Below are 16041 nucleotides of genomic sequence, written 5' to 3' on the forward strand. Positions count from 1 at the left end.
TCGTATGAGAACGCTGCTGCCCGTCGCGCAGGTAGTGTTATTCAGCCTTGAGCTGGACCAGTTTGCCGAGCAGGCGCAAACGTGACACGCCGCCATCCGGGAAAATATTCAGTCGTATGTGGGTAATCACGCCGAGTGACTGCACTTCACTGCTGTAATAATGCTGATGATCCATTTGCAGTTTTTGCGGTGCCAGCAATTCCGGCCAGAACATCGACTGGGTGATCAGCGAGCTTTCAGTGCCGCCTTGCATGGCGGCTGCCTGGATAGAGCAGTGGTCCGGGTAGTTACCTTTGAAGTGGCAGGTATCGACCTTTATCTGTTCAATCACGCCGGGATGCGCGAGTGCGATGATGCACCAGTCATTGCCAGGCTCACGGCGGCGTCGGGTTTCCCAGCCATCGCCCATATTCACGCCACGGCCAGGCATCAGCAAATTGGATGCGAGTCCGAAATGCTGATTATTGCTGGCCACCACATAGCCGCCATTTTCCATCGCGATCAGATCATGCAGTGCATTCGGGTCTGCCGCCGACCAGTTATTGTCCGGTTGCGCATACACGCGCAGGCGCGCGACGCCGCCATCCGGATAGATATTGAGGCGGATATGGCTGTAAGTCTGCTCTGCATCAATCGCATGATAGTGGTGGCTGTTGCCTTGCAAATTCACCGAGGGCAGTACCTCGTGCCAGACCGTGCCGGCGTCCGGCTCACCGTCGGCCACCAGACATGCCTGCAGGGAAGCGGCGGGTGGATAATTGCCGGTAAAGTGGCTGGTATCGATGTCCACGCCTTTGAGTATGCCGGGACGCGCGAGTCGCACCACACACCAGTCATAGCCAGTGACGCGCTTGCGGCGGGATTCCCAGCCATCCATCCATTTGCCGTTGGTGTCGTATTTGCCGGGGATGAAGACCGCTGGTTCCGGGTTCAGCATGCGCGCCATTTCGGCGAAAAAATCATCGCTGCAACTCAGGGCGCGAGCGCCCAGGCGCGCATCAGCCATATTTGGATAGCGGCGGGAAAATTCCGGTGCATTCGGGTCCAGGGTAACAATAGCCATCAGAAATTCCTTAAGGTTGTGTTGCAGGCCGCTGCTCTGCCCAGTTGGCAATCAGCGCGCGTTCCTGTTCAGTGATCTGGGTGAGATTGCCAAGCGGCATCAGTTTTTGCTGTACCACCTGTTGATAAATCAGTTGCGCTTTGGCTTGTATCTGTTCCGGCGTTTCCAGCAGCAAGCCTTTGGCCGTGCTATCCATCATCGTCGGATGGCTTGAATGACATTGCACGCAGCGCGCCTGGATCACACCCTGCACCTGGGCCAAGGTGGCCGGTGGAACCGCGCTGGCAGCAGTTGGTACGCTGACTGTTCGTGGTGCTATCCAGGCGGCAATTGCTGCCAGCAGAGCGATGGCGATCAGCGGATAAGCCAGCTGATTCTTCCCTTTGTGGCGCAGGATGAAATACTGACGCACCAGCACGCCCGCCAGCATGATGACGACCAGTACCAGCCAGTTGTGCTGTGCGCTGTAAGTCATGCTGTAATGATTCGACAGCATGGCGAACAACACCGGCAAGGTGAAATAGGTATTGTGCACACTGCGCTGTTTTCCACGTTGTCCGTGTACTGGATCGACAGTGTCACCGGCGCGCATGGCAGCTACCACTTTGCGCTGGCCGGGAATAATCCAGAAAAATACGTTGGCGCTCATGATGCTGGCCAGCATGGCGCCGACGATCAGAAAGGCAGCACGCCCCGAAAACAGATGGCAAGCGGTCCAGGCGGTCAGCACCACCAGTGCCACGATAAGCAGGGACAATAATTGCTCTTTTTTCGCCAGCAGACGGCATAGCGCGTCATACACCAGCCAGCCTACAATCAGAAAAGCGAAGGCTGCCGTGATGGCCAGTGCCGGGCTCAGTTGTGCGACCGCAGGATCGATCAGATAGCTGCGCGCATTGAAGATATAGACCAGCAGGAACAGTGAAAAACCGGATAGCCAGGTACTGTAAGATTCCCAGTAAAACCAGTGCAGCTGTTCCGGCAGACGCGGTGGCGCGCCCTGATATTTTTGCGGATTATAAAAACCACCGCCATGCACAGCCCACAACTCACCGCCGACGCCTTTGTCTTTCAACTGCGGATCCTGTGGTGCGGTCAGATGATTATCCAGCCACACAAAATAAAACGAAGAGCCTATCCATGCAATGGCCACGATGACATGCAGCCAGCGCAGCAGGAGATTGGCCCAATCTAGCAGATATGCTTCCATGAAACGTCCTTCAGGGGCGGCAGAATGATGGTTTAACTACCGCGATAGGTCGAGTAAGACCAGGGGGTGCAGACCAGTGGCACGTGGTAATGCGCATTGGCATCGGCAATCGCAAAGCGCAGCGTGACGATGTTCAGAAAGGCCGGTTCCGGCAAGTCCGTGTCCAGCGCTGCGAAATAGCTGCCGATATCAAAGTCCAGCTCGTAAGTGCCGCTCTCCATCGCATCTGCTTCCAGCAGCGGCTGGTCACAACGTCCGTCGGCATTGGTGAGGCGGCTGCAGATCAGCGTTCTGCCATGCGCATGGGGACGGTATAAATGCACGCTGATGCCACGTCCTGGCTTGCCATGGGCGGTATCGAGCACATGCGTGGTCAGCCGTCCGGTCTGTGATCCCATATGCTTCCTTTTTTAAAAATTGTCGACAATCTTAAACTTGCGAATTTCGGCATGTCAAATAAAACCAATTAAAAACAGCTATTTGCAACATTTTTTGAAGTTTTTATATTCGATGTATTTATATATTGTCGACAATCATGATTTAATAATGCGAAATTCCGATTCTGAACATTATGGCTTCTGCTACCCAGATTTCCAGTCCGCCGGTCTTTACCGAAGCGGCTAACGACAAAGAGCAACGCATGTATCGCGACATCTATGACGCCATCATGGATCATCGTTTGCCTGCGCGTACCAAGCTCACTGAGCAATCCCTGAGCCAGATTTACGACATGGCCAGACATGGCGTGCGCAAAGTACTGAGCCAGCTTGCGCATGATGGCCTGGTCGATCTGGAACCCAATCGCGGCGCATTCATTGCCAGTCCGGGTGAAAAAGAGGCGCAGGACATGTTTGAATTGCGCCAGTCACTGGAGCAGCTGGCGCTGGAAAAAGTTTTGCAGCACGCTGCACCGGACGATATCCGGCCATTGTGGCAAATGGTGGAGCGCGAGCGCCAGGCCTATGAGCAGGGTGATCGCCCGCTCTGGATACGCTTATCGGCAGACTTTCATATTGAGCTGGCGCGCCTGTCGGGCAATGATTTGCTGGTCGAGTTGCTGCGCCGCCTGGTGTCGCGCACGACGCTGCTGATTTCCAGTCAGGAGTCGCCAGCACCCCGTCCCTGCTCGTTCGATGAACATTTGCGGGTGGTGGAAGCACTGGAAAAGAAAGATAAAAAAGCTGCCCTGTCAGAAATGGCGCAACACCTGCATCAATGTGCATGCCGTACCCCGAAAAACGCTGGCAAGGGATTTGACCTCAAAGCGGCGCTGAAACCCCGGAACATACAGAGATGAAAACACAGAGATGAAAACGACAGTCGCTTATCCGCGTGATCTGACCGGTTATGGCCGTCACGTCCCGCATGCCAACTGGCCGGGACAGGCCAGAATCGCCGTGCAGTTTGTATTGAATTATGAAGAGGGCGGCGAAAACTGTGTGCTGCATGGCGATGCGACCTCGGAGCAGTTTCTGTCCGAAATCGTCGGCGCTGCTGCGTATGAAGCGCGTCATATGTCGATGGAATCGATCTATGAATATGGCTCGCGCGCCGGTGTCTGGCGTATTTTGCGCGAGTTTGAAAAACGTCAGTTGCCGCTGACCGTGTTTGGGGTTGCGATGGCCTTGCAGCGTCATCCGGAACTGACGCAGGCGTTCGCTGAACTCGGCCATGAAATTGCCTGCCATGGTTTGCGCTGGATACATTATCAGCACATCGACGAAGCCACCGAGCGCACGCATATGCAACAGGCCGTGCAGATACTGCGTGAGCTGACTGGTCAGGCGCCGCTGGGCTGGTACACCGGACGTGATTCGCCGAATACCCGCAGGCTGGTGGTGGAACATGGCGGTTTTGCTTACGATGCCGATTATTACGGCGATGATCTGCCATTCTGGACCGAGGTTGAGACCAGTCAGGGCGAGCGCAAACCGCATCTGGTGGTGCCTTACACGCTGGACAGCAATGACATGCGCTTTGCCACGCCGCAGGGCTTTAATACTGGAGATCATTTTTTCCAGTATCTGAAAGACAGCTTTGATGTCTTGTATGAAGAAGGCGATCCGGCGGGTGACAATGCGCCCAAAATGCTGTCTATCGGTATGCATTGCCGTTTATTAGGCAGACCTGGACGTTTCCGTGCCTTACAACGCTTCCTCGATTATGTGCAGGCGCATGAGCAAGTCTGGATTTGCCGCCGTATCGATATTGCGCAGCATTGGATGCAGCAGCATCCGTATGCTCCCCGGAAAGGCAGCATCGCATGAGTTCGCAGAACCCCATCAGTTTGCAGCATCTGAATCAATGTGCGCCGGCAGAATTTGTGCAATATCTGGGCGGTGTTTTTGAGCATTCGCCGTGGGTGGCTCAAGCTGTGTTGCCGCAGCGTCCGTTTGCCAGTGTCGCGGATTTGCATGCCGCAATGGCAGCGGCAGTCAGGACGGCCGACGCAGCGGCGCATCTGAGGCTGATTCGTGCGCATCCCGAACTCGCGGGAAAAGCCGCCATCCGCGGTGAGCTGACAGCCGAATCGACCCGTGAGCAAAGCGGCGCCGGGCTGGATCAGTGCAGCCCGCAGGAATTTGCGGAATTACAACGATTAAATGCCGAATATACAAAGAAATTCGGATTTCCTTTCATCATTGCTGTACGCGGACATGACCGGCAAAGTATCATCCGGCACTTCACGCAGCGGCTGGCGGCAGAACCTGCTGCCGAGATGCAGGAATGCATAGAGCAGATTGTCCGCATCGGCGGCTTCCGTCTGGCAGATCTGGTCGCGGACGGCACGCCGGACAACTGACGACAGATAGTGTTTCCTTATCTGCCGGCACGGACTGCGGAACAGATTTTTACTACTGATAAGGAAATTCTATGAAATATCCCATGCACCGCGCCGCAACGGCGATCGCTGCCACATTGCTGGCTGGCAGCGCGATGGCGCAATCAAATGTGAGCGTACAGGGCCTGATGGACGTGTATGCCGGTTCTGTGAAATTCAGTGGCGACAGCGGCAGCAAGGCATCGCTGAACAGCGGCGGCATGACCACATCCTGGATGGGTTTTAAAGGCGCGGAAGACCTCGGCGGCGGCTTGAAAGCCGAATTCGCGCTGACCGGTTTCCTGCAGGCTGACACCGGTGCTTCAGGCCGTTTCTATGGCGACACGATGTTTGCCCGTGACGCGAACGTCGCGTTGTCCGGTGCATTTGGCCGCATCTCGCTGGGGCGCGATCTGGCGCCGAGCTTTTTACCGACCGTGATTTTCAATCCGTTTGGCGACTCTTTCAGTTTTTCGCCGCTGGTATTGCATACCTGGGTGCCGAGCGGTGATTTTGGCAAACGCACCTGGGCCAATTTTGCAGCCGGCGATTCCGGCTGGAGCAATGAAGTCATTTACACCACGCCGAATTTCAATGGTCTGAGCGCCAATTTCCATTATCAGTTCGGTGAAAAAGCCGGCGATACCGGTACTAAAAATGCAGGCATGAATGCCCTGTACTTCAATGGCCCGCTGGCACTGAGTGCGTATTACCATCAGGTGCAGGTCGCGAATCCGACGCCGGGTGCGCTGATTGATGCGACAGTCGCGCCGGTGAACTATGCCGCGGTGAATAATCAGAAAACATGGTTTGTCGGCGGCAGTTGCGATCTGACCGTTGCCAAGCTGTATGCCACGTATTCCAGGAGCAAAGACGATACGGCCACTGCTTTAGCGATGGAAGACAAAACCTACAGCCTCGGGCTGAAAGCGCCTGCTGCCGGTGGCGATATTCTGGCGGGTTTTGCCAGCACCAAACGTACCGGTACCCTGGTTGGCGCGGATCTGAAGCGGGATACCCTGACCGCAGGCTATGACTACAATCTGTCCAAGCGGACCGATGTTTATGCACTGGTCATGAGCGATAAACTCAGTACGGCTGACCGTGCAAACAGCATCGCAGCAGGTATCCGCCACAAGTTCTGATGGATTGAGCGGCGCAGGCTGAATACCAAAACCGCATGGTTGTCATGCGGTTTTTTTATGGGGTGATGGATACGATATGATGGTGCTTTCCATATTTTTTCTGATCTCATGAAATCTTCCCTGATCTGCTGGCTCGTCGCTGGCCTGACGTTGTGCGCAGTGCCGGTGTGGGCGGAAGACGCCGCAATTGCGCAGTTATTTGCGCAGGAACATGCCGAAGGAACGCTGGTGCTGACCGCACTGCACGGTGGCCAGCAATATATCCACGACGAACAGCGGGCGCAGCGCCGTTATACGCCGGCGTCGACTTTTAAAATTCTGAATACGCTGATCGCGCTGGAAGAAAAAAAGACCAGCCGCGCGGAAGTGCTGAAATGGGATGGCAGGCAATACGATATTCCTGCCTGGAATCGTGATCAGACACTGGAAACGGCATTCCAGAGATCCTGCGTCTGGTGTTATCAGACCTATGCCCGGCGGATCGGCGCTGCCCGCTACCCGCATTATCTGGAGCAGGCAAATTATGGGGTGTTGCGAACACCGTTTAATGAAACGACTTTCTGGCTGGATGGCGCTTTGCAGATCAGCGCGCTGGAGCAGATTGCTTTTCTGAAGCGTGTGGTTCAGCGCAGCTTACCTTTCAGCCCGGCTGCTTATGAGACCTTGCGCGACATCATGGTCATGGAACGGACGCCCGACTACACCATGCGCGCCAAATCCGGCTGGAGCGGCCGCGCCGATCCGCATATCGGCTGGTATGTCGGCTATGTCGAAACAACGGATGAGATCTGGCTGTTTGCGCTCAACATGGAGCTGGCGGACCCTGCGCGCTTGCCGGTCCGGCAAAAACTGGTGCGGGCAGCGCTGCAGCAGAAAGGCATTCTGCCCTGAGCGCAGTGCCGTGAGTCATCAACATAAACGGCGTCCGCCAATATTGCAGTGAAAAACACGGCAGATCACAGGCGGTTTGCCGTTTTCGTTTATCGTTGATAACCGTTGAAACGCAACCCGGCAACGTTTTTTTATGCGTCGAAATGTCGTTGAGTTACCTTTGATCGGCCTGTTTTTCAGCCCGGACTTTGGTAAATAACCCGGTCGAGTTCCGGCAGACCGTACACATCGGCATAGCTCAGAAAATCGTCAAACGGTCCGACCTTGCTGATTTCTTTTCCCTTGCGGAAGACCAGCTGCAGGCCATCTTCGGCATTCCAGTCACAGTCGCATTCAAACAGAATGTAAATGGCCTGATCGCCGGTATGGCGGCGGCATACCAGCGCTTCCGAACCAAACTGAATATGCTGCCAGACATCTGCCGGTGCGGCAATCTGCACACAGGTTTCGCCCTCGGCTTTGGCGAGGCGCGCGCAATCGAGGTAGTAGTTAAAAATGGCAGTTTCTGCCGCCTGCAATGTCTCGGGCTGTAATCCGATGAATGCTGTGACGGCGTCCGTAAAATCCTGTGGCTGTGAATCGCCGGTATAAGCTTCGAGCAGAAATTCGCAGGCAGTATTCAACGCCGGAATCATCAGGGGCTGACTGATCAGCCAGTCGTTGTCATCATCTCTGGTCAGCGGACCGAGGGGGGAAATATGCATGGGATATCCTGTCTGTGTGCGACTGCCATAGGCTGGCAATACCGATAATACCGGCAGCGTAGCACAATCCTGTGCGATCGCTTTGATCTGCCTCCCGTTTTTGGCAGACTGTCCGGATCAGCCGGATCATGCCGGATGCTGCGCCAGATACTCATCCAGTTCTGCATACCAGATACGCTTCTGCTCCGGACTGACGAACGCTGCCTCGAAACTGTTGCGCGCGATCTGCCCCAGCTCTGCACGGCTCAGTTGCAATGCCTCGGCAGCGGCAATGAAATTATCATTCATATAGCCGCCGAAATACGAAGGGTCATCGGCGTTGATCGTGATGCACAAGCCTGCCCGCAGCATGCGTGCCAGATTGTGATGACGCAGATCCGGCACGACGCACAGCTTCAGGTTGGACAAAGGGCACACCGTCAGCGGCGTGCGTTGTTTTGCCAGGCGTTCCATCAGTGCTGCATCTTCTTCTGCGCGCACGCCGTGATCAATCCGTTCAACCTGCAATACATCCAGCGCGCTGCGGATATAGGCCGCAGGCCCTTCTTCTCCGGCATGGGCGACCAGATGCAGTCCCATCGCCGCTGCAATCGCAAATACATGCCGGAATTTTTCCGGCGGATTGCCGGCCTCAGAAGAATCCAGGCCGACGCCGATCCATACATCCGCATAGTCATCCCGTAACGGCAGTGCGGCTTCCAGCGTTGCCATCGCATCATCCTCGCTCAGATGGCGCAGGAAGCACAGAATCATACTGCCGGAAAATCCCTGCTGGCGCGCATCGCGCAAGGCGCGGGCAATGCCGGAAAAGACAGTGGCGATAGGAATTCCCCGTTCGGTATGGGTTTGCGGATCAAAAAATATTTCGGCATGACGCACATGATCCGCGATTGCCCGCCGGATGTATGCGCTGGTCAGATCATAAAAATCCTGCTCCGTTTGCAGCACTGCCGCCCCGGCGTAATACAGATCGAGAAATGATTGCAGGTCGGTGAAATGGTAAGCCGCCCGGATGGCATCCACCGATGGATAAGGCAGGCGGACGCCGTTTTTCTGCGCTAGTGCAAACATCATTTCCGGCTCCAGCGAACCTTCGATATGCAGGTGCAGTTCGGCTTTTGGCAAACCGCGGATAAAGTCGTGCAAATGGGTGTTCATGTCTGTTCATTCCGTTTCATTAACGGCACAGGAAGTGCCGGTTGTCAGCGCAGGGGCGTGCGACCACATCTGCAATAATTGTGCTGCGATGGACACCGCAATCACGGCGGGCTCTTTTCCGGCAATGCTGGTGAGACCAACCGGACAGACCATGCTGCCCAGGCGTTCTGCGTCGATGCCATGTTCCCGCAGCCGGTGTTCGAAACGTGCTCTTTTGGTGTCTGAGCCGATGAGGCCGAACCAGGCAACATCATTCCGTCGCAAAATATGTTCGCTGAGCCGCAGATCGAGTCCGTGATGATGTGTCATGACCAGAAAATACGCACCGGCGCGGGCTGCGGCAATTACTGCTTCCGGACTGTCGGTGGCTTCCGTCTGGACGGATGCAGGCAGTCCGGCGGGGAATAAATGATCGCGTTCATCCACCCAGATCATGCGGCAGGGCGCGTTTTGCAATACATTGACCAGCGCGCAGCCGACATGACCGGCCCCAAACAGATACAGCAGCGGCAGTTTTTCCAGCTCTTGTATTGCCGTTTGCAGACGTTGCTGCCGTTCTGCCTGGCTCCAGCAATCGGTGCGCTCCAGCAGCAGACTGACGGCGCCGCCGCAGCATTGTCCGAGGCTGGGGCCGAGCGCCAGTTCCAATGTACGGGGGGCGGATGCGGGTGTTGTTTCAGCCAGCCACAGGCGGGCATGGGCAATCGCCTTCCATTCCAGATGTCCGCCGCCGATGGTATCGTATTGCCGGTTCGCAGTCACCAGCATGCGCGTTTCCGCCGTGCGTGGCACAGAACCTCTGGTTGCCGTGATTGTGATCAGGACAGCCGGTTCGGTGACAGCAAGCTGCTGCAGGCAGGTCAGCCAGTTCAGGGGCGCGGGCATGGCAATCAGTCTGGAAAAATGAACATCAGCTTAAGATAGCAGTTTGCCAAACCAAAGATATATGCGGCAGGTGATGCCGCCTATAGCCGGTGCAGAATGCCGGTACCAGGCGTCCTGCTATGTGCCGTTGTCAGTGCAGATAAACCTGTTGACCCATGCAGCCTTCGTATTGTCCGAGAAAATCATCGATTTCTTCGATACTCGGTTCGCTGGCAATCAGTTCGGTCACATCGTTGCGGAAACCGACTGCCATCGGGCCGCCGATAAACCATTCGCGGCGCACGGTTTTATCGGTAATTTCATAGCCGCCAAAACGCAGGGCTTCATGGTCGGTATCGGCGCTATATTCGACGACGCTGTAATGTTCGCTGTTATAAATGAGATTCATTTTTTGCATCCTTTCTGGCTTGGGAAATGTCTTCCCGTTTCAACCGGACATGGTGCTCATTGCAGCGGATTTCAAGTCATACTCAGGCAGGGGTATTCGGGTACTGAATCCGTGTCGTTCAATTTCGCTATTCAATTCAGCCCTTAGTTGCTTTACGACGCAAGCGCTGCCTGACTTTAGTCTACAGGGAAATAAAAGAGTCTGCCAGCAACAGCTGATCGTAAGGGGCTTGCTGTAATGTGTGTTTGAGATTGTCAAGATGCTCCTGGCTGGCCACGCCCAGGTAGAGGAAGCGGGCACCTTGCCGCAACGCCCGGTTCAGACTGACGCGTAAGGGCAGGTGGCCGATGCAGCAGAAGCAGCCGGGAGCAATGCGCTGCACATGCAATGTCGGTAAATCACTGAGAGGCATGCCGCCAGTGGGAAGCCCCTCCAGAATCACGGCAGCCCGGGGATGATGCAGGCAATCTTCCGCAATCCAGCGTTCTCTTTCCGCATAACCGGCACCGCTGACGACGGTCAGCGGTATGCGATCCGCCGGTTTATTCGCCGCGTTTGGCGTACCGGACCGATTCAACGCCGAGCTGCTTCAGTTTTCGGTACAGGTGGGTGCGTTCCAGTCCAGTTTTTTCTGCCACCCGTGTCATGCTGCCGCCTTCGCGGTTCAGGTGGTATTCGAAGTAAATCCGCTCAAACGCATCTCTGGCTTCACGCAGCGGCAGATCAAACGAAAGACTGGCAAACTGGTTCGCAGGCGGTGCGGCGACTGCGCCGGTGCCGGCAAACGGGCGGGTTTCAAATCCGCTGTGTACTGCCGGTGCGGCAGCGCCGGTACTGGCACCGCTGCTGACGGGTTCACTGCTGATCACGCGCAAAGCCGGTGCTGGCGGACGTGCCGGTTCCGGGGTGCGGGTCAGGCCCTGCTGCACGGCTTTTAATAATTTTTGCAGGGCGATCGGTTTTTCCAGAAAATTCAGCGCACCGATACGGGTCGCTTCAACGGCCGTATCTATGGTGGCATGACCTGACATCATAATCACCGGCATGGTCAGCAGGCCATCGCGTTGCCATTCTTTCAGCAGCGTCACGCCATCGGTGTCCGGCATCCAGATGTCCAGCAATACCAGATCCGGTTTGGCTTCCTGTCTTGCCAGCCTTGCCTGCTGTGCGTTTTCAGCCAGCTGCACGACGTGACCCTCATCACCCAGAATCTCCGAGAGCAGTTCCCGGATTCCCATTTCATCGTCTACGACCAGAATGTTTGCCATAAATTTACCCTATTACTGCCCCTATGTTTTGCATTTTTGTACCTGCTTCTCTCTGACGGAGACTTCAGGTGAATTTCTGGTGAATATCAGCACGCTCATGCCGTATTTGAATCCGGTGCTAACTTTAACAGTAAAATCGCCACTTTTGCACCGTTTGTGTCGCTGCGGTTTTGAATATCGATTCTACCGCCGTGTTCGTCAATTATTTTCTTTACCATCGCCAGCCCCAGACCGGTTCCGCGCGGTTTGGAGGTTGCATAAGGTTCAAATGCACGCGCCAGAATCTTGCTGGAAAAACCGGGGCCGTTATCGATAATCGACAGGCGCACCGCCTGGTGTACATCATTGCTTTTGCCGCTGTAGCGCACGACTTCGGTGATGACATCAATCTGCGGCTGGATGTCCGGCGGATTATCGGCCACGGCGTCCTGCGCATTCTGCAGCAGATTATGGATCACCTGGCGCAGCTGGGTTGCGTCCCCCATGATTTTGGGTAGATCCGGCGCCAGACTCAGGCGGATAATATCGCGTCCATCCCCCGCCAGATACAGATGCAGCACTTCGTCAATCAGCTCTGCCAGATTCAGTTGCGACAGCACGGCCGGCGGTGTTTTGGCGTAATCGCGGAAGTCATCGACCATGCGCTTCATCGAAGTGACCTGATTCACAATCGTGGTGGTGCTTTTGTTGAGTATCGCCGCATCGCTGTCGCTGAGCTTGTCCTGCAATTTCATTTGCAGGCGTTCTGCCGAGAGCTGGATCGGGGTCAGCGGGTTTTTGATTTCATGTGCCAGTCTGCGCGCCACTTCGCCCCAGGCGATCGAGCGTTGTGCAGAGATAATGTTGCTGATATCGTCAAACACAATCACATAGCCGTTGCCGGAACCCACCGGCAGGTGAGAGCCGCGCGCCAGCAGCGTGATGCTCTGTTTATCCGCATCAGGCATGGCATCGGAAGCCGGTTCTGCACTGGCGGTGGAGTCATGGCGCGGCACTTCAATCTGCTGTTGCCAGTGCTGTTCCTGCTCGTCTTTGCCGCCTGCGGCAGACTGCGCATGCTGTTCGGAAAAGGCTTTATCAATCGCCTGTCCGAATTCGCGCATCCCTTCAATCTCTGTCAACGGCATACCGATTCTGGCTTCCAGCGGGCGTTGCAGAATCCGTTCCACCGATTCATTGCAGGTGACCAGATGGCCCGTCTGATCCAGCACCATCACGCCTGCTGACATGTTAGCCAGCACTGACTCCAGGTAGGCTTTGGCGTTTTCCAGTTCGTTGCGGTTTTTTTCGACAGCGGCACGGGCGTCGAATAATTGCCGGGTCATGGTGTTGAACGATTGCGTCAGGCTGCCCAGCTCATCGCTGCTGGCCACAATCGGACGTGGCGACAAATTGCCTTCGGTGACCGCCTTGGTGCCCTCTGCCAATAACAATAAGGGCCGGGCAAGTTCACCGGAAATCAGGAACGCGCTGGTGATTGCTGCAAAAATAGCCAGCAGCAGCGTGAGCGTCAGCGTGAAAATGTACATGGTTTTCAGGCTGCCGCGTCCCAGCGAACGCATCTGATATTCGCTCGATGCACTCCGCAACGCTTCAGCATGCGCCGCCAGATTGGCGGGAACTGGCTGTATCAGCTGCAGGTAATAGGTTTCGCGTTGCAGTGACAGGCTGGTATCGCTGGCCTGCATTTGCACCACAACCCGTGAGCGCAGAGTTTTTTCCGGTTCCGGCGTGATGACCGGCCGCTGGCTGGTGCTCGCGGAGTCGTTGCTGTCGGTTTCCGGGAGATGGATTTTTTCATCCGTGGCAGCGTAAAAACGGGCATTGCGCGCCTGCCGGATCATGTCTGCGGTCGGCAGTTCGGGTACCAGCCGTCCCAGATTCTGGCTGGCAGTGGCAATCAGGCGGCCGCGGCTGTTGACGATGGTGGCATCCTGCACCATCGCTCTTTCACGCAAGCGGGAAAGCTGGATGCTGAGCGGCGTTTCCGATGGGGTTGCCAGTTCGCTGGCCATGTCGCGCGCCTTGGCCTGCAGGTCGGCCAGCAGGAAGTCGAGCGCAGCAAGACCAAGATTTTTGCCGGAATCAAGCGCGGATTCCACTTTCACGTCAAACCAGGATTCGATGGAGCGTGTGACAAACGTGACGGAGACCACATAAATGACTGAGCCGGGCAGAATCCCGACCAGCGCAAACAGCAGCACCAGCCGGGTCATGAGGCGTGAGCCGAATTCGCGGTTGCGGTAACGGCTGAACAGGCGCCACAGCAAGGTGACAATCAGTGACAGCAAGGCCAGCGCGACGACGGCATTCGAGCCCAGCAGCCAGCCGTAGTAAGGTTCAAAATTGGCCGAATTATCCGATGCGGTCGTCAGCAGAAACAGCAGGATGCCCATCAGGGCACCACCGATAATCAGCGCGTACCGCAGGAACCGGGTCACTTGTCTTCCACCTTGAACGTAAACCGTTTCCAGTCAGAAGCAAAACGCCAGTCGCTGTCTTTCAGGGAGGTGATCAGAAAGGTTTTTGGCAGATAGCTCAGATCCAGCTTCAGCTTGACCGCCACATTGTAAGTGGCGCCGGCAGTCAGGCTGCCTTTTTCCGCCACGACCCAGCGCCGTGGCCGCAGAACCAGCGCCAGCGCTTCTTCGAGTGTGGGGAAACTTTGCTGCAGGCCGCTGTTAATCGTGGCAGTGTATTGCCGGGTCCAGGTGTTGTAGGCAATTCTGACGGTCTGTACTGAACGGATAGTTTTTTCATCGAACCAGTACCAGCGGGGCCGGGTCAGCTCGATTTCGGTGGAAAACGTCAGCGGAATTTCACGGTTGATCGCGTCAATCAGGCCGTGGCTGAGTTCAAAGCTGAAAGTGGCCGCCAGCCGGTAGCCTTCGTCGCTGTTTTCAATCCGCGCCGAACTCACTTCCGCTTCTGCCGCCTGCGCCGGTGCCGGAATGATGAGCGTAGTCCACAGCGCTAACAGCAGTGTCAGCGCGCAGCGGCACAGAAAATCATTCAGGCGGTCAGGCATGCATTCAGGAAAGATAAAGAGTGAGACTGAATGATAACGTGAAGCCGCCGGTTTCCGTTAGCTTTGCCCCGGTTTTTGGAACAGGGCATAGAACAAACCGTCATGTTCGTTGTGCGCATCGGACGAATTGGCCAGTGTAGGCAATAACTGGCCCGGCGCGTCCAGGCGGATGGCACCGTGTTTTTCGGCAAAGGTAGCAGCCTGTTGCTCGGATTCTGCCGGCCAGATTGAACAGGTGACCATCAGCAGTTTTCCGCCCGGAGCGAGCATCCGCCACAGATTATCCAGAATCCGGGACGACAGCGCGGCCAGTTGGGCGGTATCGGTCTTGCGGCGCAGCCAGCGGCTGTCCGGATGGCGGCGTACCACGCCGGAAGCCGTGCAGGGCACATCCGCCAGAATCCGGTCATACGGTTTGTTGTCCCACCAGCCGGAGCGGCTGGCATCACCGTCTTTGATGGTGCAAAACAGTTTCAGTCGTGCCAGATTGTCATGAATCTTTTGTACCCGCGCCGGATCGGTGTCCAGCGCCAGCAGATCGATGTCGGCAGATTCGAGCAGGTGTCCGGTTTTTCCTCCCGGTGCGGCGCAGGCATCCAGCACCCGCATGCCGTCGTACACATCCAGCAGCGGCGCGGCCAGCTGTGCGGCTGCATCCTGCACCGATACCATGCCTTCTTCAAAGCCGGGAATCTGCTGAACCGGCATCGGTTTGTCGAGCCGCACCGCAGACGGGCCGATCTGGCGCGCACCGATGTGCTGACTGGCAAGTAATTGCAAATAGGCTTCGGTGCTGCTGGCGCGGCGGTTCACACGCAGCGTCAGCGGCGGCGGATGATTGCCTGCGGTCAGGATCGCCTGCCAGTCGGACGGATAGGCGGCTTTCACCTGGTCCACCCACCACTGCGGGTAATTCCAGGCTGCGGCAGGCTGCTTCATGACCAGTTTCAGCAATTCGTCTTTTTCGCGCAGATAACGGCGCAGAACAGCGTTCACCATGCCTTTGGCAAAGACCATGTGGGAATTGGCGCTGGCAGCGGTGACCGCCTGATCGACCACGACAAAATCCTCGTAAGGTGCCGCTTCGCCTTCGTTACTGACCAGTAACGTCAGCGCGCAGCACAGCAAACCGTAGAGCAGGGCAGGTTCCGGCGTTTTGTTGGTCATGGCTTTCAACAGCGCATCGACCCGTCCGACCTGACGCATGGTACGGTAAGAGATGTCCTGAATCGCGCCGCGAGCCTGAGGCAGCGCCTGGGTTTGGGTAAAAACTTTGTTCAGCGCCTGCGGCAGTGCGGTGCCTTCCAGCACATAAGCGACTGCCTGCGCCGCACCCGAGAGGCTGAATGCGAGCGAATCGGGTTTCAGCTCAATCAGGGGTAATGCCGTATCTGCAGCAGGTTCGGTCTGCGCTTTGGCAGACTGGCGCGCTGGCTTGCCAGCAGGTTTTCCGAGGATTTTTCTTGGTTGTTCTTGCATA

General features: G+C 56.2%; 17 protein-coding genes. 5 read left to right on the plus strand and 12 right to left on the minus strand.

The window, feature by feature from the left end:
* Positions 1 to 37 precede the first annotated feature (37 nt).
* From alc to uraH, 3 genes are read right to left on the minus strand one after another with little or no spacing between them, the layout of a single operon-like run.
* A complete protein-coding gene (alc, locus tag H8K27_RS01085) occupies positions 38 to 1063 on the minus strand; it encodes an allantoicase (protein ID WP_186861392.1) in 1026 nt (341 codons plus the stop codon).
* A gap of 10 nt (positions 1064 to 1073) precedes the next feature.
* A complete protein-coding gene (locus tag H8K27_RS01090; RefSeq protein WP_186861393.1) occupies positions 1074 to 2273 on the minus strand; it encodes a urate hydroxylase PuuD in 1200 nt (399 codons plus the stop codon).
* 32 nt (positions 2274 to 2305) lie between these two features.
* On the minus strand, positions 2306 to 2671 hold the full coding sequence (uraH, locus tag H8K27_RS01095) for a hydroxyisourate hydrolase (RefSeq protein WP_186861394.1): 366 nt from the start codon (positions 2669 to 2671) through the stop codon (positions 2306 to 2308).
* Positions 2672 to 2844: 173 nt separating this feature from the next.
* Here uraH and H8K27_RS01100 point away from each other — a divergent pair, with 173 nt between their 5' ends.
* The 5 genes from H8K27_RS01100 (at position 2845) to blaOXA (ending at position 7130) form a co-directional block, all read left to right on the plus strand.
* The gene (locus tag H8K27_RS01100) at positions 2845 to 3570 is read left to right on the plus strand and encodes a GntR family transcriptional regulator (RefSeq protein ID WP_186861395.1); all 726 of its coding nucleotides are present in this window, start codon (positions 2845 to 2847) and stop codon (positions 3568 to 3570) included.
* A gap of 10 nt (positions 3571 to 3580) precedes the next feature.
* Positions 3581 to 4540, plus strand: coding sequence for an allantoinase PuuE (gene puuE, locus H8K27_RS01105; RefSeq protein WP_186861396.1), 960 nt, complete (start codon positions 3581 to 3583; stop codon positions 4538 to 4540).
* Entirely contained in the window at positions 4537 to 5076 is a 540-nt protein-coding gene (gene uraD, locus H8K27_RS01110; RefSeq protein WP_186861397.1) for a 2-oxo-4-hydroxy-4-carboxy-5-ureidoimidazoline decarboxylase, read from the plus strand. Before puuE ends, uraD begins: the two co-directional genes overlap by 4 nt.
* Positions 5077 to 5147: 71 nt before the next feature.
* A complete protein-coding gene (locus H8K27_RS01115; protein ID WP_230418801.1) occupies positions 5148 to 6239 on the plus strand; it encodes a porin in 1092 nt (363 codons plus the stop codon).
* A 108-nt stretch (positions 6240 to 6347) separates the two neighbouring features.
* Positions 6348 to 7130, plus strand: coding sequence for a class D beta-lactamase (blaOXA, locus tag H8K27_RS01120; RefSeq protein WP_186861398.1), 783 nt, complete (start codon positions 6348 to 6350; stop codon positions 7128 to 7130).
* A 176-nt stretch (positions 7131 to 7306) separates the two neighbouring features.
* On the opposite strand, the gene H8K27_RS01125 is transcribed toward blaOXA, so the two are convergent.
* From H8K27_RS01125 to rsmB, 9 genes are all read right to left on the minus strand, one after another.
* Entirely contained in the window at positions 7307 to 7834 is a 528-nt protein-coding gene (locus H8K27_RS01125; RefSeq protein WP_186861399.1) for a DUF6985 domain-containing protein, read from the minus strand.
* Positions 7835 to 7960: 126 nt separating this feature from the next.
* The gene (locus H8K27_RS01130) at positions 7961 to 8992 is read right to left on the minus strand and encodes an adenosine deaminase (protein ID WP_186861400.1); all 1032 of its coding nucleotides are present in this window, start codon (positions 8990 to 8992) and stop codon (positions 7961 to 7963) included.
* A 6-nt stretch (positions 8993 to 8998) separates the two neighbouring features.
* Positions 8999 to 9877 (minus strand): xanthine dehydrogenase accessory protein XdhC, encoded by an 879-nt coding sequence (gene xdhC / locus H8K27_RS01135; RefSeq protein WP_186861401.1) that lies wholly within the window; start codon positions 9875 to 9877, stop codon positions 8999 to 9001.
* Between the two features lie 130 nt (positions 9878 to 10007).
* Positions 10008 to 10265 (minus strand): BTH_I0359 family protein, encoded by a 258-nt coding sequence (locus tag H8K27_RS01140; protein ID WP_186861402.1) that lies wholly within the window; start codon positions 10263 to 10265, stop codon positions 10008 to 10010.
* A gap of 181 nt (positions 10266 to 10446) precedes the next feature.
* On the minus strand, positions 10447 to 10842 hold the full coding sequence (locus tag H8K27_RS01145) for a GTPase (RefSeq protein WP_230418803.1): 396 nt from the start codon (positions 10840 to 10842) through the stop codon (positions 10447 to 10449).
* A complete protein-coding gene (locus H8K27_RS01150; protein WP_186861403.1) occupies positions 10808 to 11533 on the minus strand; it encodes a response regulator in 726 nt (241 codons plus the stop codon). Before H8K27_RS01150 ends, H8K27_RS01145 begins: the two co-directional genes overlap by 35 nt.
* Positions 11534 to 11628: 95 nt before the next feature.
* Positions 11629 to 13974 carry a sensor histidine kinase gene (locus tag H8K27_RS01155; RefSeq protein ID WP_186861404.1) on the minus strand — a complete coding sequence of 782 codons (2346 nt, stop codon included), beginning with the start codon at positions 13972 to 13974 and terminating at the stop codon, positions 11629 to 11631.
* Positions 13971 to 14561, minus strand: coding sequence for a DUF4390 domain-containing protein (locus H8K27_RS01160; RefSeq protein WP_186861405.1), 591 nt, complete (start codon positions 14559 to 14561; stop codon positions 13971 to 13973). Before H8K27_RS01160 ends, H8K27_RS01155 begins: the two co-directional genes overlap by 4 nt.
* Before the next feature lie 57 nt (positions 14562 to 14618).
* Complete coding sequence (rsmB, locus tag H8K27_RS01165) at positions 14619 to 16040, minus strand: 16S rRNA (cytosine(967)-C(5))-methyltransferase RsmB (protein ID WP_186861406.1); 1422 nt, start codon at positions 16038 to 16040, stop codon at positions 14619 to 14621.
* Between the last annotated feature and the right edge of the window lies 1 nt (position 16041).

It is taken from the genome of Cognatundibacterium griseum (genome assembly GCF_014284195.1).
Classification (GTDB): Bacteria; Pseudomonadota; Gammaproteobacteria; order Burkholderiales; family Burkholderiaceae_D; genus Undibacterium; species Undibacterium griseum.